Annotated in this window: 17 protein-coding genes; 6 read left to right on the top strand and 11 right to left on the bottom strand. The window is 62.1% G+C overall.

Features of this window, described 5'->3' with window-relative positions:
• Positions 1-34: 34 nt before the first annotated feature.
• From IAE41_RS15265 to IAE41_RS15245, 5 genes are all read right to left on the bottom strand, one after another.
• Positions 35-691, bottom strand: coding sequence for an EcsC family protein (locus tag IAE41_RS15265; RefSeq protein WP_200733690.1), 657 nt, complete (start codon positions 689-691; stop codon positions 35-37).
• A 165-nt stretch (positions 692-856) separates the two neighbouring features.
• Positions 857-1,855 carry a WYL domain-containing protein gene (locus IAE41_RS15260; protein WP_200733689.1) on the bottom strand — a complete coding sequence of 333 codons (999 nt, stop codon included), beginning with the start codon at positions 1,853-1,855 and terminating at the stop codon, positions 857-859.
• 750 nt (positions 1,856-2,605) lie between these two features.
• A complete protein-coding gene (locus IAE41_RS15255) occupies positions 2,606-5,230 on the bottom strand; it encodes a DEAD/DEAH box helicase (protein ID WP_200733688.1) in 2,625 nt (874 codons plus the stop codon).
• On the bottom strand, positions 5,227-7,248 hold the full coding sequence (locus IAE41_RS15250) for a hypothetical protein (RefSeq protein ID WP_200733687.1): 2,022 nt from the start codon (positions 7,246-7,248) through the stop codon (positions 5,227-5,229). Before IAE41_RS15250 ends, IAE41_RS15255 begins: the two co-directional genes overlap by 4 nt.
• Positions 7,245-8,555, bottom strand: coding sequence for a hypothetical protein (locus IAE41_RS15245; protein ID WP_200733686.1), 1,311 nt, complete (start codon positions 8,553-8,555; stop codon positions 7,245-7,247). The genes IAE41_RS15250 and IAE41_RS15245 overlap by 4 nt, the downstream gene beginning before the upstream one ends.
• 382 nt (positions 8,556-8,937) lie before the next feature.
• On the opposite strand from IAE41_RS15245, the gene IAE41_RS15240 reads away from it, so the two are divergent.
• The 4 genes from IAE41_RS15240 (at position 8,938) to IAE41_RS15225 (ending at position 12,623) form a co-directional block, all read left to right on the top strand.
• Positions 8,938-9,153, top strand: a complete 216-nt coding sequence (locus IAE41_RS15240) for a hypothetical protein (protein ID WP_200733685.1) — start codon at positions 8,938-8,940, stop codon at positions 9,151-9,153.
• Between the two features lie 483 nt (positions 9,154-9,636).
• Positions 9,637-10,005, top strand: a complete 369-nt coding sequence (locus IAE41_RS15235; protein ID WP_200733684.1) for a hypothetical protein — start codon at positions 9,637-9,639, stop codon at positions 10,003-10,005.
• Positions 10,006-10,299: 294 nt separating this feature from the next.
• Positions 10,300-11,088: a hypothetical protein gene (locus IAE41_RS15230; protein ID WP_200733683.1), complete on the top strand. Its 789-nt coding sequence runs from the start codon at positions 10,300-10,302 to the stop codon at positions 11,086-11,088.
• Positions 11,089-11,696: 608 nt separating this feature from the next.
• A complete protein-coding gene (locus IAE41_RS15225) occupies positions 11,697-12,623 on the top strand; it encodes an HNH endonuclease signature motif containing protein (protein WP_200733682.1) in 927 nt (308 codons plus the stop codon).
• Positions 12,624-13,153: 530 nt separating this feature from the next.
• Here the strand turns inward: IAE41_RS15225 and IAE41_RS15220 are convergent.
• The 6 genes from IAE41_RS15220 to aceE form a co-directional block, all read right to left on the bottom strand.
• On the bottom strand, positions 13,154-13,513 hold the full coding sequence (locus IAE41_RS15220) for a uracil-DNA glycosylase (protein WP_200733681.1): 360 nt from the start codon (positions 13,511-13,513) through the stop codon (positions 13,154-13,156).
• A gap of 217 nt (positions 13,514-13,730) precedes the next feature.
• A complete protein-coding gene (locus IAE41_RS15215; RefSeq protein WP_200733680.1) occupies positions 13,731-14,996 on the bottom strand; it encodes a MazG nucleotide pyrophosphohydrolase domain-containing protein in 1,266 nt (421 codons plus the stop codon).
• A gap of 2 nt (positions 14,997-14,998) precedes the next feature.
• A complete protein-coding gene (locus tag IAE41_RS15210) occupies positions 14,999-15,610 on the bottom strand; it encodes a hypothetical protein (protein WP_200733679.1) in 612 nt (203 codons plus the stop codon).
• The gene (locus IAE41_RS15205; protein WP_200733678.1) at positions 15,607-16,074 is read right to left on the bottom strand and encodes a TIR domain-containing protein; all 468 of its coding nucleotides are present in this window, start codon (positions 16,072-16,074) and stop codon (positions 15,607-15,609) included. Before IAE41_RS15205 ends, IAE41_RS15210 begins: the two co-directional genes overlap by 4 nt.
• A 15-nt stretch (positions 16,075-16,089) precedes the next feature.
• The gene (locus tag IAE41_RS15200) at positions 16,090-16,953 is read right to left on the bottom strand and encodes a DUF4231 domain-containing protein (RefSeq protein ID WP_200733677.1); all 864 of its coding nucleotides are present in this window, start codon (positions 16,951-16,953) and stop codon (positions 16,090-16,092) included.
• A 54-nt stretch (positions 16,954-17,007) separates the two neighbouring features.
• On the bottom strand, positions 17,008-19,695 hold the full coding sequence (gene aceE / locus IAE41_RS15195) for a pyruvate dehydrogenase (acetyl-transferring), homodimeric type (protein ID WP_200733676.1): 2,688 nt from the start codon (positions 19,693-19,695) through the stop codon (positions 17,008-17,010).
• A 638-nt stretch (positions 19,696-20,333) separates the two neighbouring features.
• Here aceE and IAE41_RS15190 point away from each other — a divergent pair.
• Both IAE41_RS15190 and IAE41_RS15185 read left to right on the top strand, forming a co-directional pair.
• The gene (locus IAE41_RS15190; protein ID WP_108745802.1) at positions 20,334-20,900 is read left to right on the top strand and encodes a PadR family transcriptional regulator; all 567 of its coding nucleotides are present in this window, start codon (positions 20,334-20,336) and stop codon (positions 20,898-20,900) included.
• Positions 20,901-20,966: 66 nt separating this feature from the next.
• Positions 20,967-21,764, top strand: a complete 798-nt coding sequence (locus IAE41_RS15185; protein ID WP_200733675.1) for a siderophore-interacting protein — start codon at positions 20,967-20,969, stop codon at positions 21,762-21,764.
• Positions 21,765-21,825 lie beyond the last annotated feature (61 nt).

Here is a 21,825-nt window from a genome sequence, read left to right as displayed (position 1 = left end):
ACGCTTCCTGGTGCCTTCCCGCATGGAAGGCAGGTCAGATCACAGGTGCAGGCGTGGTCGACTCATCGCCGGTAATGAACACGCTTACCGCCGCATTGCCGACGATGTTCGTGGTGGCCGCATCGACGGCACCGCCGATGACACCGCCGAGGATCGGAACCATCTTGCTCAGGTTCACCACACCGGTGGTGCCGGCCTTGGTAAGAAGCCGGAATCCAACGGCCTTGTTGATGCGCAGGATCGTCGCGCCCGTGATGCGATTGATACTGGCCTGGGCAAGCTTCTTGCCGAACTGGATCCCGACGTCCTTCAGCACTTCCTTGGCGGCATTGCCGGTCAGACAGGCATAGACCATCGCCTTGACCTTGTCGTCGCGGACATTGCAACCGGCCATGTGCGCGATCGCGGCGATCATGCGGATCTGGATGAAGTAGACGCTGGCCAGGTTGGCCGGAATGGTCACCGGCATGACCAACAGGCCACCCAGGCCGGTAACGAAACCGGACGTCGCTGCCTTGGTGTTCTGCCAACGCACCAGGGAGTTCGCCTTGTCCTCGAGCGAACCCGGCTCACGCATATAGGATTCGGCCATTTCAATGGCGGAATCGATGCCCGGCAAGCCGTTCATCGCCTTGTCGTAGGCGTAGTCCAGCGCCTGCATGATCTTGCTTTCGGTCAGTTCTTTTGCCACGGATAGTCCTTCAAGGGCGGAGTAATGCTGCCTGCGGAGGCAGGATGGCGGGTCCATCTGCCTGGAATGCGTAGCACGCACATCGGGCCGCAGTTGGCCCGACATGCACGTGCACGTGACCACATCGGCAGATGGATATGGAACTTGAGTGGAAATGCTTGTGCATCAACTGTATCGATGGGCTGCTGCGTTCAACTGCCCCGCAATCTCGGCGCGCAGTGCTGCCGGTTCCAGGACTTCAACCCGGCTGCCGAACCCCAGAAGCCACCAGCGCAACGTCTGGTCATCCTCAACCGTCGCTGTGAGCTCGACATCTGCGCCGCCCTCGTCGCCAGTAATCTGCTGATCGGCCGACAACGGCGTATCCCGCAGATGCGCCGCGGCTTCGGCGGCAAAACGGGCCTTGAGCTTCAGCGGACCGGCGGGCCGGTACTTGGGGCCCTCGTGCGCCACATAGTCCTGCAGATTGAACCCCTCCGGCCGCTGGCAGTTTTCCGCCGTCACGGACAGGTCGCTGAGGCGGTGCAACGCAAGCTTGCGGATGTCGCCGTAGTCGCGAAGGGTACAGATCAGGTACTGCGCCGCACCGCGCATGACCAGGCCCAACGGATGGATCTTCATCCGCTTGGCCTCGCCTGCCGCCCGAGACTGGTAGGCACCTTCCAGGCATCGCCCCAGCCCGAGCGCGGAATGCACGGCTTCCAGCACTGCCGGTTGAACCAGCGGCGCAATCAACGGCATGCCCGACGGCATGATGGCCGTGCGCCGGTGCCAGTCGTGCCAACCGCTCGAGGCCAGCGCGCGCTCCGCCATGTCAAACAACGGCCAGAGATCGGCCATGGCCAACCTGGGCAGGAGATTGCGCAGGTGCATCCGTGCCGACAACAGGGTGACCGCCTGCGAGTTCGTCAAGCGTGCACCAAAGGCGAAGTTGGCATCGCGTGCCCAGCTCCACCCGTAAGGGCGGCTTGATTCGTCCGATGCCAGCGGAAAGCGTTCGGAGAGCTCCTTCAGATCGCGCTCGATGGTGCGGTTGGTGGTAGTGAATCCCTCCACCGCCAACCGCTCCCTCAACTCGCGCACCGTGATCTTCCACGGTGCAGGCCGGATCATCCGCAGCATCTCCCACTGCCGCGCAAGCGCGTCATGGGTGGCCGTGCTCATCCCGCACGCAGCCGCGTGTACTCGCCCATCACCTGCGGCACTGGCACGTTCCGTTTACTGTGGCTGCTCATGTTTTCCCCTGTTCCTGGTTCACTGCCCGTACTTGTCCGGGTGGCGGCGTGTGTCTGAAAGATCATCCCCGGCGCGCGCAGTCGCGGCGCAGCGCTGGCAAGCGCATCGTGCTGCTGGCGGGGCGGGTGGTTACTGAGGGACTGGACCCACGCAGGCACGTGCAGATCCGGGGTAATGGCTTGATGGGCACAACATCCTCGTCGTCTTCTCCTGCGTCCATGCATCGGTCAAAGCATGCGAACTGCGTCACAGTTTGGCGCTGCCGAAGCGGAGTATAGGCATAGACCGCTCGGTGTAAACAGGTCGCTTGCAATCCCGACAGACGCCGTCGCCCATCAAGCCCTCAGGGCATTCGATGGAACAGCGTCAGCCATCCCGCCAACGCCAGAAGGGCGACCGCCCGGAACACGGTGCGTTGAATGAAATTCATGCCGAACGGGCTCGGTATGGAAGATGGAATCCATACTCCCCAACGATGCGACATCCTGTGTCGCGTCAAATTCCAGTCACCACCATCATCGTGTCATGAGGCACAAGTCTAGCGATCGGACATCCGCGCGTATCTGCAATGAGTTTGATATTTGCAGGCAACGTTCGCCGGCCTCGCCGTCGATTGCAGCCAACACCACCCCGCTAAGGGCATCCAGCACTCCTGCAGAGTGCTGGATGCCCGCACCCTCAGCCCACCACCGTCGGCGAGAACCTCGGCGCAGCAAGCGCCACCCGCTCGGTCAGCGCCAGATACTCTGCATCTGCTTCCGCGGACTGGAGCAGGATGTCACCGTGCAACTGTGCACGCAGCTGGTCCCAGCGCTGTGCCAGTACACGCCAGTGGCCCTCGTCGTAGGTGCCTTCGAACACCACTTGGCGCACCCGGATTCTCGGCACATCCGCCTTCAACGTCGCATCGTCCACCGCAGCCTGCAGACGTTGCTGCCAGAGACTGCCAAGCCGGTCCACACGACCGATCTGCTGCTCCACCACCGCCGGGTTCCATTCCAGATGCAGCAAAACCACGGTCCGGCAGGCTTCGTGCAGGTTCAGGCCTTCGCGGCCGACCATGGACTGGGCAACCAGGACCCGTGGGAAGGCATGGGGACGGTTGAAGGCAAGCTGCAGCAGCCGGCGGGTACCTGGTTCCATGCCGCCGTGCAGCTGCCGTGCGAAGCGCCCACCGGCGTGCGAGTAGTCGCTGTCCAGCCGCGCCAGTACCGCCTGCCACTCATGTGAGCGTTGCGCGCCCACGTGCACATCGTTTTCCACTGCCGCGTCGTCGGCATCATCGGTCGCCGTGTCCAGGTTGGCCGCCGCCTGCACCAGGTCCATCAGACTGGCCGTTATCTCCGACGGCGTACCCGACTCGGCGGCCTCGCCCAGGTGATCGGACAGCGCACGCGCCACAATCGCCAACCCGCCCGTCGCCCCATCGTGGGCAGCCGACGCAGATTCCTGCAGCACGGCCAGCAGTTCACCATAGCGGGCACGCTGCCTGCCCTCCAGCTGTGCGATGCCGTCGCGCAGCTTCGCCAGCAGCCCATTGCGGAAACGCTGGCGGCTGTTCTCCAGCTCGCGGTAGCCGTCGCGCAGCGCCTCATCCAGGGCAACCAGATCCACCTCCTGCCCGTACAACTGCCTGTGCGCCACGCGCACCGCAGCCACTTCATCCTCGTGCACCGCACGTTGCGGCCACGGATGACCCTGCTTCACCGCACGCAGCATCGCGCGTGCATTGAGCAGCCGGGTCAGCGCCTGCATCGGGTCGCGATAGCGTGCGAACACCAGCACTTTTTCATCCGAGGCCGTGGACTCAATGAACGTGATCGCTTCGGTAATTGCAGGGTGGCGATACAGCACGTCCTCGTCCGGGTGTTCAGAACGAATCACCTGCCCCATAGCCGCTTTCCACCAGCCGGCGCGCTGCGTGCGCTTGTCCTTGGCCGTATCACCTGCAGCAGCCGCTGCGTCGCCGTGCTGCTGATGCTCCGTGTCCAGCGTCTCGTCGATCAAGCGTGCAATGCCGTGCCCGTTGCCCATGGTCAACCGCTGGCGCTTGCCGGCGCTGTCCTCGCTCATACGGCTGACGAACGAAAGCGCCTCCGCCGCGCACACCGCCTGCCGCCAGCCCGTTGTCATCGACTCCAACCGCACCGGCAGCGTATCCACATCGCGATAGCCGTTGGTGGGCAGCCCCGTCTGCGCCACGAACCGGCGCACGGCGTCGTCCTCGCGCTTGTCACGCCGCAACAGATACGGGTCCAGCGCTTCCTTGTAGCGCGCGGCAGCGGCCACATAGGCGGCTTCCATCTGCGGGTCTCGCGGTGATCGGCGCAGGTCTTCCACGCCCTTCACGTACGCATCGATCGTGGCCGGCAGCACTGCCTGTTCGACGTGGATGCGGCGCAGGCTCTGCTGCCACTGCCCAGCATCCAGCTCAACCGGTGTTGCGCTCATCGCAACACGCCGCGCGCCTGCACGCTCCACCAGCACATCGCTCAGCAGCGTGCTCAACAGGCTGTCGTCGCTGCGGCTCTTATGCGCTTCATCAATGATGACCAGATCGAACACCCCCAGCCCCAGCCCGGTGACGCGGTCCAGTTGAGGGCGCAGCGCGCCGCGTGCGTGGAACTGCTCCGCCTCGGCCGAACGCTTCCAGACGGGAATCGACTCCCTGATTCTGTCGAACGTTTTCCACGCCAGCGAACGCTTCGGCAGCTGCCCGATGTAGCCGGCAATGGAGGCGCCTGCCGCGTGGGTTTCCGCATCATCAAGCGTGTCAGTGACGTTGTAGCCGGAGGGCAGGCGTTCGCCCAGCACGTCGCGCTGGTACTGGGCCAGTACTTCGGGCAGAAGTGACCAGCGCCAATCAGGGAGCGGTCCCGATGCCCAGCGGTTGAAACCATGCGAAAGCAGCACGATGGGCTCGTTGAACCATGGCTTGCACGGCGCATCCTGCGACCATGCCCGCAGGTACTGCGCGTGCGTGCGCAGCAGTTCGGGCGTCTGCAGCTTCGCTCGCAGCAACTCACGCTGCCATTGCCCACCCAGTCCCGGCGGCGCAACGATCGCCACCCGGCCACCGGCGCGCGTTACGCAGAGCGCCAACGCCACCGCAATGCGCGTCTTTCCCATGCCAACTTCGTCGGCCAGGATCACACCATTGCGCGATAGCCGCTCGCACAGCGCCAGCAGACTGTCGCGCTGCCCTTGGTTCAACTGCAGTCCAGCCTCTGCTTCCACCAGCGGGCTGCCCAGCAGCGCCCTGGCCTGCGCGGCCACCTCAGTCCAATCCAACGCCACCGTCATGCCACGCCCTCCACTGCTGCCAATCCTTGGGTTTTCCATGCCTTCTCCACGCGGTCCAGCATGGCCTCATAGCGCATACCCGGCTCCAGGGCGCCGTCCTCCGCAAATACGGGCCGGAACGGCACCGCACGCAGGGGCGACAGCGGGTTGATCCCCATCGCGACGAACGCGTTGACGGCCTCGCTTTCCTGGGCCTGGCACAAGGTCTGCTCCAGGCGCACGCACCACCGCGCCCAGTCGGTGGCCGCAATGTCCACCTGACGCGATGCAATGCGCTCCACCATGCCCATCATCTGCCGGATGGCTGCGCCCTGTGACACCGCCCGCTGGGCAGCACGCGTCCTTCCGGGCGGGCTACCCGGCGCAACCTCGTGATCCTCGGATTCTGCAACCTCGCCTTCCGGTTCGGGCACCCCTGGGAAGCACATCAGCTGCAGCTCTACATCGGCAAGCTCCATGGCGCCCAACGGTGTTGCCGCTACACGACCAAACGCGTCGATCACCGGGACCCACGCTTCACGTGGCTCATCATCACTGTGCCAGCGCAGCCGCACCATGCGGGGTGCCGTACCGGGCCATGCATAGCCGCCCGCAACGCGTGCACAGGCCTCGCCCGATTCATTCAGTACATCCACCGCGTCCGGCAACGGCTGCGCATCGTCCCGTTCCGCGGAGAGAGCCAGCATGCCCTCTTCCCGCCAATGGAGGAACGCCATCGGTGCCGCATAGTTCTGGCTGGTCGGCGGCTGCCACGGTTCACCGGCTGAAAGACCTGGCGCATCGGCGTCCAACAGCGGCCCACCCACCGGCAGCCGGTTGGACAACAGCGCAGGGTCTTTGGCATCGCCCCGCCAATACAGATCGTCGGGGAACAGCACCATGCCCGCTTCCAGGTTGCCGGCCCGTGCCGACATCTTCTGCAGCATGCCGGCTACGGTGAAGTTGCCCGAGCCCAGATAGAGCCAGGCGTTGTTGCAGGCACCGGTCCGTTGGCTCAGGTTTGCGGCGAAGATGAACTTCGCATGCAGCGTACGCGCGCTTCTCTCGCCATACAGCGCAGCAGTCGGCACAGCAGCATGCACGGCAATCGCATGGTCAGGGTGCTGGCCCAGGTAGTCCACGGCGGCGGCGATGGACTGGCAGGCTGTCGGTTCCACGTACAGCTCGACCTCGCCGTGCTCCTTCAGAAGGTTGGCCTGCTTCAGCCTGCTCACGACCTTCGCCGGAACCACCGGCCGCGCATTGCCCTCACTCGCCTCGCTGGCGCGGCCCTCGTAGAAACCCGACCCCATCGCCAGGTAGCCGCTGGGCTTGCGCTCGCGTGCCACCACGGCGTCCAGGATCTCTTCAAGCAACGGGCGGGTGCGGCTGTCGATGAATCTCGGCAACAGCGCTTGCGGGTTGTTGATCTTCCTTCCGCAGGCCCGCAACCACGTATCCAGCTCCACAGCAGCATCGCCGCCAGTAAGCGGTATGCCCGCATCCAGCAGGCGGGTGTCATACAGGCCACGCAGTGCCGCGAGGAACTGCGCGGCGGCCTTGATGTCCAGACATTCCTGCGCGCAGTCCGCCTGCCCAAGCGTTTCGCTGAACACCTGCAGGTCACAGGCCAGATCCAGACTGTCCTCTACGGTCTGCCGGGTCCAGTTGCCCGTACTGACCACCAACCGAACGCACCAGCGGGCGGCATCCTGCTCGTGGCGGAAGCCAAGCAGGGCCACCTTGGCGTGCATCAGCCGGAACGGCTTCCGGCCCGGGTCTCGCAGCGGCAGATGCGCCAGGCCGGGAACCGACGTAGGCAACAGCGCGGCCTGATGCGGGTCCAGCATCAGCGCAAGGCGCACTTCGCCCACCTGCATGCGCTGCAGGCTGCCCAGCCCGGTGAAGCGGTCAGCCGCTTCGTTGAGAAAACGGACGTCGGCGGAGAATCCGCTGATCCAACCAAACGCACCCACGTAGCCCTGCGGCGGGCTGAAATGGGACGCAAGTGATTTGGGCGTGTACTGTCCACTGCTCATGCGAAAGCCTCCTCAGTGGCGTGGGCGGCCGCGTCCTGCGATGCGTCCTCAAGGTCGCGCTGCAATCGATAGAGATTGCGGATGCGGTAGGAAATGCCTGCAGGTATCGGCTCGTCAGAAGCCGCCAGTGCGTCTTCCGGGTCGCCGTCATCCTCTGTGGCCACCGCTGCCGTCGGCGGCTGGCCGGTATAGGCCGCACCCGGACGTGCACAGCCATCCACCAGCCGCAGCACCTGCTCATCACGCAGCAGAAGATGACGCAGCGCCTCGGCATCGCCGGATACGCACTCGGCGCAGAACCGATTGGCCTCCGCGTCGTGATGCTCCAGCGCCAGGAATGCCTTGGCGTGCCCGGCCAGCGCGGCCAGTGCGGCAAGCACAGGCTTCGGCAGCGGCTCCGACAGCGGCAGCGAGCGACCTTTGCGGGCTTCCAGCACGCGCTCCACAGCGTCCAACACCTCAATAGCCGCATCGCGCGCGACCACCAGCTTCGCGCCGGCACGCAGATCATGCCAGTGCTGCGGGTCCAGTTCTTTCGGGGGCATGGGCTGGTCCAGCGACTCAACGGTCGCGGGCTCACTGTGCAGGCGCGCAACCCAGTGCCAGGCCCGCTGGCGGCGTTCGCGCAGCTCCGGGCTGAGCGCAGTGCCCTGCAGCAAGGCATTCTTCAACCAGGCACGTGCACGGGGCCGCAGCGGCCGCAGCGGGTGCAGCGCTTCGATCAGCCCTGCACTGCCCCACTTCAGCTGCTTGCCCTCCACCCAGCCGCTGAGATGCTTGAGCACGGCAGCGTTGCCAGCCTTCAGATGGCCGAGGCAGTTGGAGACAAACGTGTCGAGATTGTCATTGCACTCGAACGCGTTGAAGCGCGTGCTCTGGGTATCAACCAGGCCCAACGAGGGAAGCGCCTGCGCGGTGGACATACGCATCGGCTGGGACACATGGAAGCTGCGCTTGCAGGCCATACGGTAGTCTGGCGGTGAACCGCTGCGAGGCAGCTTGTTGCGCCCACGCATGCGGATGCTCTGTTCCCAGTTCGTAGCCTCAAAGCCGATGATGCAGGCGACGGCTTCGATCGCGTTGGCAACCTCGATATGCGTGACCTCAACGTCAGCGTTCTCGACCGACTTGGCCACCGCCATGCTCAGCGCGACAAACAGCACCTGCTTGGCGTACTGAACCCCACCCAGGCCCGGAACCGCCAGTTCGTTGAACTGTCGAACGGAACGGCCCAGACCCAGTGTGCGTGTACGGCGGGCGCCGGGCAGCGTTTCCGGGGCCAGCAGGCCCCACTGACTTCCTGTCATGCAGGTTCCTTCAGATGTTGTAGTGGGTACGAAAGCGATGCAACGTCCCACACGCCATGCGTATGGGTGCAGCACATGATCGGCCTGTCATGGGAGAACTTGAGCGTATGTTCCGTTTGAGTTCGACCCGGTGGGATGGCGTGCTCGCTCGCTGCAGCGCGAGCGTACCGGGCATTGATCCCATATCCTGAGACTGGCCAACATTGGCTGCACACCATTGCCCTGATGTCTGCTATGGGCGTACCGGTTTCCACCGCCATCTCCAGCCACCTGCGCGATCTCGACCGCGCCGCGTTTGCGGCGGTCAGCCAGTGGCGGTTCGGCCCCGTCCCAGCCAGTGAGACACCCCCACGTCATCCTCCCCTGCCCCAGGAGGATGACCATGACCAAGATCGACGCAGCGTGGCTGGAAGAGTTTGACGAGGCCCTGCTGGGCCTGTTTGCCGTGGACCACAGCGATGCGGGCATGGATGAGTACCTGCTCAACTGCTACGCGGATCTGGAGCCGCGCGAGGCGGCGATGGCGTTTGGCAACGACTACGACCTGGCCCGCACGCCATTGCTGTGGCCGATGCCGGGATTGGCGATGCATAGTTGAGCGGTGTCGCAATCGGCACGTTTCGCGGTTTGGTGCTGCGATGGGGCTGTCGTAATTGGGCTTACAAGAGTTTGTAAACCGGGCATTTTGAGGTGCATTCGGGCGGCAACTTAACAACGCCCGAAACCATTGCACCGCAAAGCATTCGGGCGATGGACAGCGTGCAACAATGCCGTAAGCGTCAGCACTCGCGGCCTCTTCGGACTGTGGTTTCTTGGCAGCCCGCCGCCAGGCGAGTAAATCTTGGCAGGCCACCTGAAACGGTGGCGCGGGCGTCGAAAACCCGGCCAACAACCTTGTGTAAGCGCTTGTCAGTCGGCGTCACGTTTGCGTGGCGCCGACTGGCAATCCGTTCGCGTCTTATGGCGGGCGGTGCGTGGGGGTCTTCGGGCCCGCCGGCTTGGTTGTTGCCCGGTTTTCGAGCCACGCATCGTCCGCCACCTTCATGGGTGGCCCTGCTGTCTTTCTGCATGGAGCATTGCCATGAGCGCAACGAAAGCCGCCGTTTTGAAGATCCAACCCGAACCGGCCACCGACGATCACGAAGAAGACCTCTTCCCCGATCCCAACAGCTTTGTCGCCACGCTGCGGCGTATTGGCGCCGGTGCCGCTGCCGATGGGCAGCCGTGGCCCGAGCTGCACCTGAGCCTGGGCCGCCGCATGCAGATGGCCGATGCGGACTGCGCCCTGTGCGGCCTGCGCACCGTGGCAGAGATGGCGCTGGCTGGGGAGCGCTCGCGGCAGAACGGCGCGCGGGAGGATTGCCTGGACGACCGCTCGATGGAGGGGCTGCTGATGGCGGTGCTGTCGCTGACCATTCTGGCGACCGAGCGGGCGCAGGGGCGGGTGTGACTGCACGTAGCTGATTGCGTTGCGCAGAGGGGGCTGACATGAGAGGCGAGCGCGTTCGCGGGCTTACGTTTGAGGCGCTGGTGGGCTTGTTGGAGGCGGGTGGCTTTGTTGGGGAGCAAAGCAATCCGGTAAGCGGTCGCGGCATCGTCGTGGGGAGCGGTGCCGCAACGACCCGCTCGGCGGAGGAGATGCTGATGGCAATGGTCGCGTTGAATGTGATGGCGCTTGAGCGTGCGCCGAGGCAGGTTCGGGACGCTGCATAGTCCTCATGTTGGTCCTGCAAGGAGGTTTTCCATGAGCGGCGCACCTTCTTACCGGCATGGCTTCGTTGCATGGGTGGTCGCCCTGGCTACCACCGCCTGTGCACCGGAGCCATCGTCGGGCATTGATGACGACATCCTTGCCTTCATGGTGGACCCCGACCGGCCACGCATGGTGGAAGGCCGCACTTACTCCACGCAGGCGGTGGAGGCGAACGTGGGCCCGCGCCGCTTCATGTTTCCCGCCAATCTGTACTACAACCAGATCGGCCCGTTTCCTGATGGCGGGGTGATGCTTGCCGTGCTGTGGCCGAATCTGGAGGCTGCCGCACCGGGCGACTTTGCCCTGCGAACGGTGGAGGATGGCTACCGGCAGGTGTCCATTGAGCTGCGGTATGTGGGCCACGCGCGGACCGGCGATTATCTGGCGCCGCACATTGGCATCGGCTGGGCGCAGAGCCTGGCGGAGCGTGTGGCGCAGCCGCTGCGGTTCGGGCTGACGCCGTATGCCATCGAGCTTGCGGCGGGGGCGGATGATGCGCAGGCGTTGGAACCGGACTGGTATGTGGTTGGTGCGGACGGTGGGAGGCTTAGGACCTTCATCAGCTGCGATGCCGCGCGTGCCGTGGCTGATGGGCTGGTGATGGGATCGCGGACGCTTGTGCGGTCTGGAGGGGACCGGATCGCGATGTGCCGACACTCCATGGTGGATGTGGAGAGCGGGATAGCGGTGGAGATGAACTACGCGCGGGTGATGCTGGTGGAATGGCAGCGGTTGGAGGCGACTGCGGTGGGGCTGATGCGGCGGCATGAAACGAGGTAGTGAGCGCCCCCATTTTTCAAACACAAAGAGTCAGTTAAGCGCCATGCACGGTTCAATGTAATCACCGCATCGCTTCCGTCTTTGGCGCCAGCCTCAATACGCAAAGCCGGACCTTGCCGGACTAACGGCAGCAGCGCAACTGGGATTGGTCATTGCCAGGAATTAGCACCCACAACCGCAATGGAACTTGAGATCTAGCCGACACTAACCGAACAGCGGCTCGCGCTGTTTTGGGGCGAATCCTAGCGCTCCGTTGATTAGTTGGGTTGTCGAGGCGCCGCCACCGGAGAGCATGGTCTCGGCACGCACCTCTTTGACCTGAGCGTGCGCGGCGATGCCGTCCTTCTGATGGACATCACCCGGCCAAGTGTTCTGGTAGTCACAATGTCTCTGATTTTCAACAATGCCGGTGAGCTGAACCGTTGGAGCGCTCGGTCTGGCTCTCCATGGACGCCGCCGGGGAGTTTGAGCGTCCCTGTGAAAAGCCGTACTCAACCCGCACTCCATAGCTCCATCTGTCCCGACAGCCAAACGCGTCACCCAATGACACAAGTAGCCTGATTCTGGCTAGAATCCTGGACACTCAGCTTCTTGGACAGGGATCTAGGATGGAACTCCCATTCGAGGTGGGCGCGCTCTACAACCGTCAAAAGCAGATCCATGGCGTGTTTGGGGGGCAACAGCAAGGCGGCATTTCGACGCCCAAGGAGCATCCGCTAGTCATCGCATTCACTGGCGAGGCGGGCGTATCTCATGGCTACCATGACTTTTGGGACGACGACGAGGTCTTTCATTACTTCGGTGAGGGTCAAGTCGGAGACATGAGATACGTGGCGGGCAATCGAGCGATCGGTGAGCACGTCAAAGATGGCAAGACACTGGTAATTTTCCAGATGATGGGCAAGGGACGGCCCTACCGTTACCTTGGTAGGTTCATCTGCCAGTCCTCCTACGTCCAACCTGGCACGCCAGATCGAGAGGGGCAGCCAAGATCTGCCATTGTGTTCCGCTTGAGATCACTAGAAGCTTCACTAGGCCTCGCGTTAGGTGAGTCGGCCCAAGCTGAGACCGATGCCGCAATTGATGACGTCGGATCGACCAGCACAAGACGCGAAACCGAAGTAAGGACAAAGCAACGCTTATTCCGCGAGCGCTTGATTGGCGTTGAGAGGGGTTGCCGCTTGACCGGCATTGAGGATCTTAGATTCCTCCGAGCGAGCCATATCAAGCCATGGGCTGACAGCACTCACAGTGAGCGCATCGACGGCGAGAACGGTCTTCTTCTGGCCCCGCATGCGGACCTCCTGTTTGATCGGGGGTGGATCAGCTTTTTGTCGAATGGTCGCCTTCTAGTTTCGAAAGACCTGCCGGCCGACGTACAGACTCGGCTCGGCCTGAACTTTAATCCATCGCTTCGATATAGAGTCTTCTCCGCGAAACAACTTAGCTTCTTGGAATTTCACCGAGACGTTGTTTTCGATCGCCGCCATCCCCCATCAGCCCCCCAGAGTAGCGACACGAGAATTCTCCTGTAATAAGTCACCGGCGTCTGCAGGGGCCATCCGATTGGTTTAGCGGAATAGGCCACATCCTGACTCAGCAATCTCAGGGAATGATAAGGGCACTGTTGGTTGTGGAAGGCGATCCAACCAATAAATCACCCGCGCAGCGTGCACTTCGATCTAGAAGCGATCCCGGTGCACGCAGTGCTCTTTCGGCGTCAGGGTCACCAGCACCACCATGGCTTTCTGCGGCCAGTGTGCCGTGGTGAACTCCTATTTCAGGCCATAGCTGTACCCCAGGCGCGTCTATTGGTGATTGCTGAATGTATGTTGCGCTTGCAGGCCTCGATCCAGCTTCCGATGTCAGCTGGGGTCAGAACCCAATTTCGCCGATTGGCTGCGGTCGGTGCCCTCTTGCCCTAGATTATCTCAAGGAGCAGCGCTGGCTTCACTCATCGGTGGCTCCCTCGCGGATGGCAAAATCCGAGCAGGAGAACAGTGGGTTATGACATGGTGTCGCTGATGCGCAGCGAGTGAAGCGTAGATATTGTGCAATGCGCGGACTACAAAGGAAGCGCGCCCTGCCTATCCAGATTGGTCAACCCATGGATTCGAGACATGCCCTCGCGGAAGTCGGAAATTCCTCCGTAGCTCGGGTGTCGGACTTGGTCGACCTCAACGCCTAGCTTGGATGCATAGATAGCCGCATCCTGCCCAATGGCTACAATTCGCTCAATCCTCAGGAGCTTAATCAATTGAACATTGATATCGCTCGCAACGGCGAATTCATGCGCGGTGAACTTTCTGTTAGAAAACTCATCACCATCCAAATACGGATGAAATGGAAATACGTTCCAAAGCATAGGTGGAGCGCTTATTTGACGCAAAACCGACCAAATCTCCGTTGCAGTTCGTTCAGCCATAACTGGCCCCACCGTTGATCGCTGCGGCTGCGCAAATCTGTATAGCGTACCCAGTTCCGACAAGTGCGCCTCATCCGTCAGGGCGACACCTGTGCGTCGCCCTCCACGGTAGCCGAGATCCCGGCCCATCCACATGACCCTTGAATCAATTGCTCTGACCGCATTTAGATAGCTGTGAAGCAGTGCCCTTCGAATGAGTGGGCTCTCCGCAGACTTATCATGTACTACGCACACGTCTGCGTAAGGGTTGAACACTCTTGGCAGGCTTACGGCTGCCAGTCGCTCTACGAACTTCTTTGTGCTCAGTAAGCTCATCTACTTCTTGAAGCCTTTTGTATGTGATTTTGCGCGCGTTTAGATCGGCGACGACATAACCGCCTCGCTCTCGCTTCAGAGTTCTGAAAACCTCGAACCCCATAAGGATAGCATTTGCCCACTCCCAGGGCTGGCACGCCTCGACCTCATAGCCCTTAACAAGCGACTGAACTTGCTTCAGAACCGAGTAAGGAAATTTCTCCAAGCGCACTCCTGCAAAGAGATGCTCGCGTCCGATGTTAAACATCCATGTAGAGATAGCCTCCTCGATTATTATAGCGCGCGCACCATCCTCATTCTCATCAAGTGTCGGCGATGACTTTCTTTTTCGTTTAAGAAGGGCGCGAAGAACTGGCGACCAACCCAAGCAAGCAGCGTACGCCAGGTGAAATACGTCATGAAACCGGTAGTCGTCCGCTTCGTGGCTGTTGTCGGTTAAGCGATCCCCAACATTTACGCCATTGACCGAGATGAATGCGTACGGAACTGAGCGGACTTCTCGCTCTTCAAACCGTGTCCATAGGACGCGCGGGAGTTGCTCGCTCTGATGTGAAGCTGAGTCGAAGAGCCTCGATGGCGACGCACTCGCACCCGGCCACCGCGCACGAACCTTATCAACATTTTCTCTAGCAATCTGCTCCAGGTCGAGGCTCAAGGAATGCGTCAAGAGCGCAAGATCCGCTAGCAGTCCTGCCAACTCAGGAAGTGCCGCACCGGGGGACGAGACCAGAGCACCGGCCCTCCCGGCGACACGCTGGAGGACTTGGTTTTCGCCAATCTCAAACGAGCTCTTGCTTGCGTTAACAAATCCTGTCAAGCGCCGAAAGCTCACTTCGACGTTCTTCCCGCCGGGCGGCGTCACACGCAAGACGACTGCAACTTCATTTATGGCTGCACTGAGCAAAGCCGGCATCTTGAAATTCTGATGCTTAGCTATTGCAAAGAGATACCAAAGGATATCTCCGATTTCCTCGGACGCGACACTTGCCTCTGCATCGGTCAGTGCATCCCTCTTCGTCTTTTTAATCCCCGAGCAAAGCTCACCCACCTCACCTATTAGGCCGAGCTTATGCTTGAAGAGCTCATCATCTGTTCCCTGGAATTGATTTGAACTCATCGCAGAGCTCAGATACTGTTCAAAACCCAACGCACTCTTAAGGCGAGTCATGTTCAGAAGGTCCCTTTCCATTGCGCCGGCTGACCGTGAACTCCGGCAGCATGGCTAGACGTGAGCCAAGCAAGGAATGAATCCTTGAGTGATTCCGGGATGTTAACGATGTGCCCCCGCCCTGGGCGGCATAGGTCATGCCTCCCCAGTTTCCTTGCATACAGCGGAACAGCTACCCTGCGATCTCCGAAGTAATAGAACTCCTCCGCAAGCAAGACCCTATTTGCGCTAACGTCCCGATTTAGATTTTCAAGATTCGCTCTGCCATTCGGAAAACTATGGTGAGAGTCCGCCTGAATCCATGCACCCGCTTTTTTATGGTAAATATTGTCACCATAGGCGCGCTTTAAACTTCCATTAAGAACCGGACGCTTCACTTCAAAGCGTGGATCATTCCAGTACTCATCGAAACTCAGCGCTTCCGCCACCTTCATCGCGTAGATCAGGTCTCCTTGCCTACCCGTTGAAACGGCGCCAACTCCAATTACCCAGTCCCCGACAGATGCATTCCCCCGTATCTTCGGCTTACAGGTAGCCAAAGTGCAAGTTCCAGAGAATGGATTTGGTGCAAATCCGAAGTCACGAACCACCACATAGCTATATAAGCGGCTCATTGGCATTTGATCCTTTTGATCTCCCTATCCTCCATCTCAGATCCGTCTGAGCACTCCCAACTGTCTTTACCCTCGATGGCTGAAATTATTCGCCCCGAGTTCCACCCGACAACTGAATCAGCATACTTCACAAGGGATTCTGGAAGATCGCAGCCGCCCTCCCCATGCACCCATATCCCTACAATCCGCTTTCCCAGCGCGTTTGCGCGCTCTACCTCCCAGTTCACCCAATCGCTGGCCCGGGTGCCAGGCGTAATCAGCACAACGACCACACCAGCCCACTCGATTTGAGGCGATATCACCTGGTATTTTATGTATTCCTCACTCCGGGCATTATTTGGAGTCTGCGAGGTTATTGACGAATCCTTGCACTGAAACCCCGAGCGACCAAGCAGGTCATAGAGCCTCTGGATATGCGCCTCGTCCTCTTGTATATGGCTAACGAAAACATTCCTTGATTTCATACCCCCCCCGTTTGATTAGATGTCCTTTCTTGCCTCCCACTGAGTATGCTCTCTAGAGAAAGCATTCTCAGCATCTCCGACGAAGAGGGAGAATTCCCGCTCGCCCTTCACCTGCCCCAACTGCTCCTCTACTACTCCAATCTCATGCGCGGTTAACGCATACGAAGCGGCCAGTTCAGAGTATCGCTTTGACTGCAGGTAGGCCAGTGCCCCGGAAGCGATTGCGACCAAGACATCTGTCGGCCAATACTGAAAATCCGGAAACTTTATCTTCAGGAGCGCCGAGGCAACGGCGACCGAATTCGCGGCCACAACCACTGTGAAACACGCCCTACTACGGGAAGAATTTTCCTTAGCCTTCGACGCGTACCATGCTCTTTGATTGGAGATTCGGTGGGACCGATAAGTCGCAATGCGCATGGCCAGGTCATTACTTCTGAGAGAGCGCATCTGCTCAGTGATCTGACGCGCTGCCAAGTCATTCTGAAAACGACCTGCAAGCTCTCTATTCTGGTGAAGCGTCGCTGCAAGACGGGATTGAAGCAACCTTTCCGCGGCCTCGTCAGCGTCGTCAAATGGCTCAGCGCGCGACAGGAATCGCCATGTGAGCGTTTTCGTTGATTCTGCCAATGCGCGGGCGGCGTACCAAATACGCTCGGCTCTAATGCTATACAGGGCCACTGAGAACGCCAACGCAGCAAGAAGCGCCAACGCCTGCAGGAGCGCGACCAGCCAATGATCGACTGAGCCGAAAGAGAGTGCCGCTCCGAGAATCAGGAATACCAGGTTGCATCGAAGCAAAAGAAAGAACCGACGCTGCTCACGTCCTGCGAGATCGTCCGCAGATCGGTACAACGCTGGGAAGTCTTCTACACGCATCCGTGCTCCCTCACCCATTAAAAAAGGGACGGCGATTGCCGTCCCTTTATTCAATCAAACCCCAACAGGGTTAGCCTTCTCCGGATCAATCTTGTACTGCTTGATCGCCCGGGCCACATCCTTACCCGTCATCTTCCCATCCTTAGCCAGCGCCGCAATCGCGGCATGCGCGATGTAGTACCGGTCAACCTCGAAGAAGCGACGCAGGTTCGCACGGGTATCCGAACGACCGAAGCCATCCGTACCCAGCACCGTGTAGCTCATCGGCACGAACGCGCGGATCTGGTCCGCATACGCACGCACGTAGTCGGTGGCGGCAATCGCCGGGCCCTGGCGGCCTTCCAGCAGCTCGGTCACGTAGGCCTTGCGCTGTTCGCCTTCCGGGTGGAAGCGGTTGGCACGCTCGGCGTCAAAGCCATCGCGGCGCAGCTCGTTGAAGCTCGGGCAGGACCAGATGTCGGCGGTCACGCCGAAGTCCTTGTCCAGCAGCTCGGCGGCGGCAATCACTTCACGCAGGATGGTGCCCGAACCCAGCAGCTGCACGCGCAGGTCGCCCTTCTTCGGCTTGCCGGCGTCGGTCAGCAGGTACATGCCCTTCACGATGCCTTCGGCTGCACCTTCCGGCATTTCCGGGTGGGTGTAGTTTTCGTTCATCAGGGTCAGGTAGTAGTACTCGTCTACCTGGTCTTCCATCATGGCCTTGGTGCCGTGCTGCAGGATCACCGTCACTTCAAAGCCGAAGGTCGGGTCATAGCTGCGCACGTTCGGGATGCCGCCGGCCACCAGGTGGCTGAAGCCATCTTCGTGCTGCAGGCCTTCACCGTTCAGCGTGGTGCGGCCGGCGGTGCCACCCAGCAGGAAGCCGCGGGTACGCATGTCGGCGGCCTGCCAGGCAATGTCGCCCACGCGCTGGAAGCCGAACATCGAGTAGTAGATGTAGAACGGCAGCATCGGCACGTTGCTGACCGAGTAGCTGGTACCGGCGGCCATCCACGAGCTGATGGCGCCCGGCTCGCTGATGCCCTGCTGCAGCACCTGGCCGCTCTGGTCTTCGCGGTAGAACATCAGCTGGTCGGCGTCGACCGGCTTGTACTTCTGGCCGAACGGCGCGTAGATGCCGATCTGGCGGAACAGGCCTTCCATGCCGAAGGTACGGGCTTCGTCGGCCACGATCGGCACGATGTGCGGGCCCAGTTCCTTGTCGCGCAGGGTGATGTTGAGGCTCTGCACGAAGGCCATGGTGGTGGAATAGCTGCGCTCGCCGCTGCTCTTCAGCAGGCGCTCGTAGGTTTCCAGCTTCGGTGCATTGAAGCTCTTGTCGGCCTTGCGGCGGCGCTGCGGCAGGTAACCGCCCAGGGCGCTGCGGCGCTCCTGCAGGTACTGCACTTCCGGCGAATCCGGGCCCGGGTGGTAGAACGGCACCTGGCCATCGGCCAGCTGCGCGTCGGTCACCGGAATGTTGAAGCGGTCGCGGAAGTGGCGCACCGCTTCGTCGTCCAGCTTCTTGGTCTGGTGGGTCGGGTTCAGGGCCTCACCGGCGCTGCCCATGCCGTAACCCTTCACGGTCTTGGCCAGGATGACGGTCGGCATGCCCTTGGTGTTCACGGCCTGGTGGTAGGCGGCGTACACCTTGTGCGGGTCGTGGCCACCACGGTTCAGGCGCCAGATGTCGTCGTCGCTGAGGCCAGCGACCATCGCAGCGGTTTCCGGGTACTTGCCGAAGAAATGCTCGCGGGTATACGCGCCGCCGAAGGCCTTGCAGTTCTGGTATTCGCCGTCGACGGTTTCCATCATCAGCTTCTTCAGGACGCCATTGGTGTCCTTGGCCAGCAGGGCATCCCAGTAACCGCCCCACAGCAGCTTGATGACATTCCAGCCGCCGCCACGGAACACGCCTTCCAGTTCCTGGATGATCTTGCCGTTGCCGCGCACCGGGCCGTCCAGGCGCTGCAGGTTGCAGTTCACCACGAAGATCAGGTTGTCCAGGCCTTCACGGCCGGCCAGGGCGATGGCACCCAGGGTTTCCGGCTCGTCGCTCTCGCCGTCGCCGATGAAGCACCACACCTTGCGGTCGGACTTCTCGATCAGGCCACGGTTTTCCAGGTAGCGCATGAACTGCGCCTGGTAGATGGCGGCCAGCGGGCCCAGGCCCATCGACACGGTGGGGGTCTGCCAGAAGTCCGGCATCAGCCACGGGTGCGGGTAGGACGACAGGCCACCGCCGTCCACTTCCATGCGGAACTTGTCGAGCTGTTCTTCATTGATGCGGCCTTCCAGGAAGGCGCGCGCGTAGATGCCCGGGGCGCTGTGGCCCTGGATGAACAGCAGGTCGCCCGGATGGCTGTCGCTCGGGGCGCGCCAGAAGTGGTTGAAGCCCACGTCGTACAGGGTGGCGCCGGAGGCAAAGGAGGCGATGTGGCCGCCCAGGTCGCCCGGCTTGCGGTTGGCACGCACGACGGTGGCCATCGCGTTCCAACGGATGATCGAACGGATGCGCCATTCCAGTTCCGCGTTGCCCGGGCTCTTGGCCTCCAGCTGCGGATCGATGGTGTTGACGTATTCGGTAGTGGGAGAGAACGGCAGGTACGCACCCGAACGACGGGTCAGTTCCACCATGCCTTCCAGCAGCTGATGCGCGCGCTCGGGGCCCTCGACATCAATAACGGCCTTCAACGACTCGATCCACTCCTGGGTTTCCACAGGATTGGTGTCGTTGTTCAGCACTTCGTTCAACCAGTTCATTAGCGCTCCCATTACCGCACGCACGCGCGCGACTGTTGTATAGATTTCTAGACCGCAAAGTGTAGCGCACCAAGGGCTTTCGTCGTTTGGCTACGCTGCCGTATGGATGCAGGCGGCCAGTGTCCGCAAGGCCTGTCCCGGGCCAGCGGGGGGCGGGACAGGCGGCCGCAACCCTCTGTTTTTTCCGCCGTATCGGCCTGCGCCGGCTGTCGTTTCCGGCCAGCTGCGTCCACGTGCAGGACGCAGTGTTACCGCCACGGATGACCGTAGTGGGGCAGCCCGGGCCCGGTGTAAGGCTTGCCTGACGGTGCGCGGCTGAATTTCTGACAACCCGTCGCGTCTGGCTCTGGACCGGGGCGCCCGCAGGTGCGCACTTTGGCCGCGAGCAGGCCCCTTCCCGCGGTTCGCCGCTTGTCTGCCCGCCCCGGAGCACCGGGGCACCCCCGCAGCCGCTGTTGCGTGGCCTGGCACGGATGCCGGGCCACGCAATGGTGGCCTGCAGCGCGCGCACGCCCCGCCCTGTGCCCTTGCCCTGCCTGGCCTCGTGGCCGAAACCGCACATCGGTCTGGCCGAAACCGTACTTGTCCGGCTCGGCTTATCGATATATCGTTTGCACACTCGTTACCGATATATCGAAATGGCCCGGACCTCTACCGCCAAGGTGCGCAAGGAAGACGATGCACCCGCCGTTCCCCGCCGCAACGGCCAGCCCCGCGTGCTCAGCCGCGGCGACCTGCGCCTGCTGGTGCTGGCGCTGATCGGCGAACAGCCGCGCCACGGCTACGAGCTGATCCAGCACATCAGCGGCTTGTTCATGCAGGCCTACACGCCCAGCGCCGGCACCATGTACCCGCTGCTGGCCAGCTTCGAGCAGGCCGGCTGGGTGGCCTCGGAAGAAGAGGATGGCCGCCGGGTGTTCCGCATCACCGCCGCGGGCGAGTTCGAGCTGAAGGTGCAGCGCACCCAGGTGCGGCTGGCCCAGCGCCGCGCGTTCGACCGTGCCCGCGAGATCACCAAGGCCTCGCTGCCGCCGCCGCTGGCCGCTGCCCTGCGCGAGTTCAAGCAGGCGCTGGTGCGCCACCACGGCCGCTGGAGCGAGGGCGAGGCCGAAGCCGTGGCCGCGCAGCTGTCGCGAGCGTCTGCCCTGCTGAACGGCGCGCTGGGCGATGCCCCCTACCCCGTTACCCCGACCGAGCCAGACTGACGCCCGCCAGGTCGTTCACCCCTTCCACGCGCGCGACCCCGCGCGCCTACCTGCACAGGTACTGCAATGACCCAACATGAAAATTCGCGCCTGCGCCTGGATGTGCGCTTCCGCCAGCTGACCGTGCTGCGCACCGAAGCTGTTACCCCGCACATGCGCCGCGTGGTGCTGGGCGGCGCCGATCTGGCCGGTTTCGATTCGCCCGGCCCGGATGACCACATCAAGCTGTTCTTCCCCAACAGCAGCGGCGAGATGGTGCTGCCGGCGATGACCGCCGAGGGCCCGCGCTACCCCGAGGGCAAGGAGCACTCGGTGGCGCGCGATTACACCCCGCGCTGGTGGGACCACGAGGCCGGCGAGCTGGCCATCGATTTCGTGCTGCACGACCAGGGCATCGCCGGGCCGTGGGCCGAACGTGCGCAGCCGGGCGACAGCCTGGCCATTGGCGGCCCGCGTGGCTCGTTCGTGGTGGCCGACGATTACGACGCCTACGTGCTGATTGGCGATGAAACCGCGCTGCCGGCCATCGCCCGCTGGCTGGACGTGCTGCCCGATGGCGCCGAGGTGCAGGCGTACATCGAAGTAAGCGACGAGGACGAGCGCCAGGACCTGCCGCAGTACGAGAACGTGCGCATCCACTGGCTGGAGCGAAATGGCTTCCCCGCGGCCAGCAGCACGCTGCTGGAAGACATGCTGACCGACTTCGAAGCGCCCGACGGCGACACGTTCTACTGGATCGCCACCGAATCGCGCCGCGCCCGGATGATGCGCAAGTTCATCGAAGGCCACCTGGGCGTGCCGCGCGATTGGATCCGCTCGACCGGATACTGGAAGGCGCACCCGGACGAAACCGACGGCGATTGATGTCGCTTGGGGTGGGTGCGGACCGTTGGTCCGCACTGCCTGCCCTGTAGAGCCGAGCCCA

This window comes from Stenotrophomonas sp. S39 (assembly GCF_016624665.1).
Taxonomy (GTDB): domain Bacteria; phylum Pseudomonadota; class Gammaproteobacteria; order Xanthomonadales; family Xanthomonadaceae; genus Stenotrophomonas.
The sequence above is the reverse complement of the archived record's forward strand: the minus strand, read 5'-3'. Positions and strand labels throughout refer to the sequence as shown.

Bases quoted from the DNA above. Each gene is read 5' to 3' on its own strand.
- IAE41_RS15260 (WP_200733689.1), bottom strand. From the start codon at position 1,855: ATGAGCACGGCCACCCATGACGCGCTTGCGCGGCAGTGGGAGATGCTG.
- IAE41_RS15255 (WP_200733688.1), bottom strand. From the start codon at position 5,230: ATGACGGTGGCGTTGGATTGGACTGAGGTGGCCGCGCAGGCCAGGGCG.
- IAE41_RS15250 (WP_200733687.1), bottom strand. From the start codon at position 7,248: ATGAGCAGTGGACAGTACACGCCCAAATCACTTGCGTCCCATTTCAGC.
- IAE41_RS15245 (WP_200733686.1), bottom strand. From the start codon at position 8,555: ATGACAGGAAGTCAGTGGGGCCTGCTGGCCCCGGAAACGCTGCCCGGC.
- IAE41_RS15240 (WP_200733685.1), top strand. From the start codon at position 8,938: ATGACCAAGATCGACGCAGCGTGGCTGGAAGAGTTTGACGAGGCCCTG.
- IAE41_RS15235 (WP_200733684.1), top strand. From the start codon at position 9,637: ATGAGCGCAACGAAAGCCGCCGTTTTGAAGATCCAACCCGAACCGGCC.
- IAE41_RS15230 (WP_200733683.1), top strand. From the start codon at position 10,300: ATGAGCGGCGCACCTTCTTACCGGCATGGCTTCGTTGCATGGGTGGTC.
- IAE41_RS15225 (WP_200733682.1), top strand. From the start codon at position 11,697: ATGGAACTCCCATTCGAGGTGGGCGCGCTCTACAACCGTCAAAAGCAG.
- IAE41_RS15220 (WP_200733681.1), bottom strand. From the start codon at position 13,513: ATGGCTGAACGAACTGCAACGGAGATTTGGTCGGTTTTGCGTCAAATA.
- IAE41_RS15215 (WP_200733680.1), bottom strand. From the start codon at position 14,996: ATGACTCGCCTTAAGAGTGCGTTGGGTTTTGAACAGTATCTGAGCTCT.
- IAE41_RS15210 (WP_200733679.1), bottom strand. From the start codon at position 15,610: ATGAGCCGCTTATATAGCTATGTGGTGGTTCGTGACTTCGGATTTGCA.
- IAE41_RS15205 (WP_200733678.1), bottom strand. From the start codon at position 16,074: ATGAAATCAAGGAATGTTTTCGTTAGCCATATACAAGAGGACGAGGCG.
- IAE41_RS15200 (WP_200733677.1), bottom strand. From the start codon at position 16,953: ATGCGTGTAGAAGACTTCCCAGCGTTGTACCGATCTGCGGACGATCTC.
- aceE (WP_200733676.1), bottom strand. From the start codon at position 19,695: ATGAACTGGTTGAACGAAGTGCTGAACAACGACACCAATCCTGTGGAA.
- IAE41_RS15190 (WP_108745802.1), top strand. From the start codon at position 20,334: ATGGCCCGGACCTCTACCGCCAAGGTGCGCAAGGAAGACGATGCACCC.
- IAE41_RS15185 (WP_200733675.1), top strand. From the start codon at position 20,967: ATGACCCAACATGAAAATTCGCGCCTGCGCCTGGATGTGCGCTTCCGC.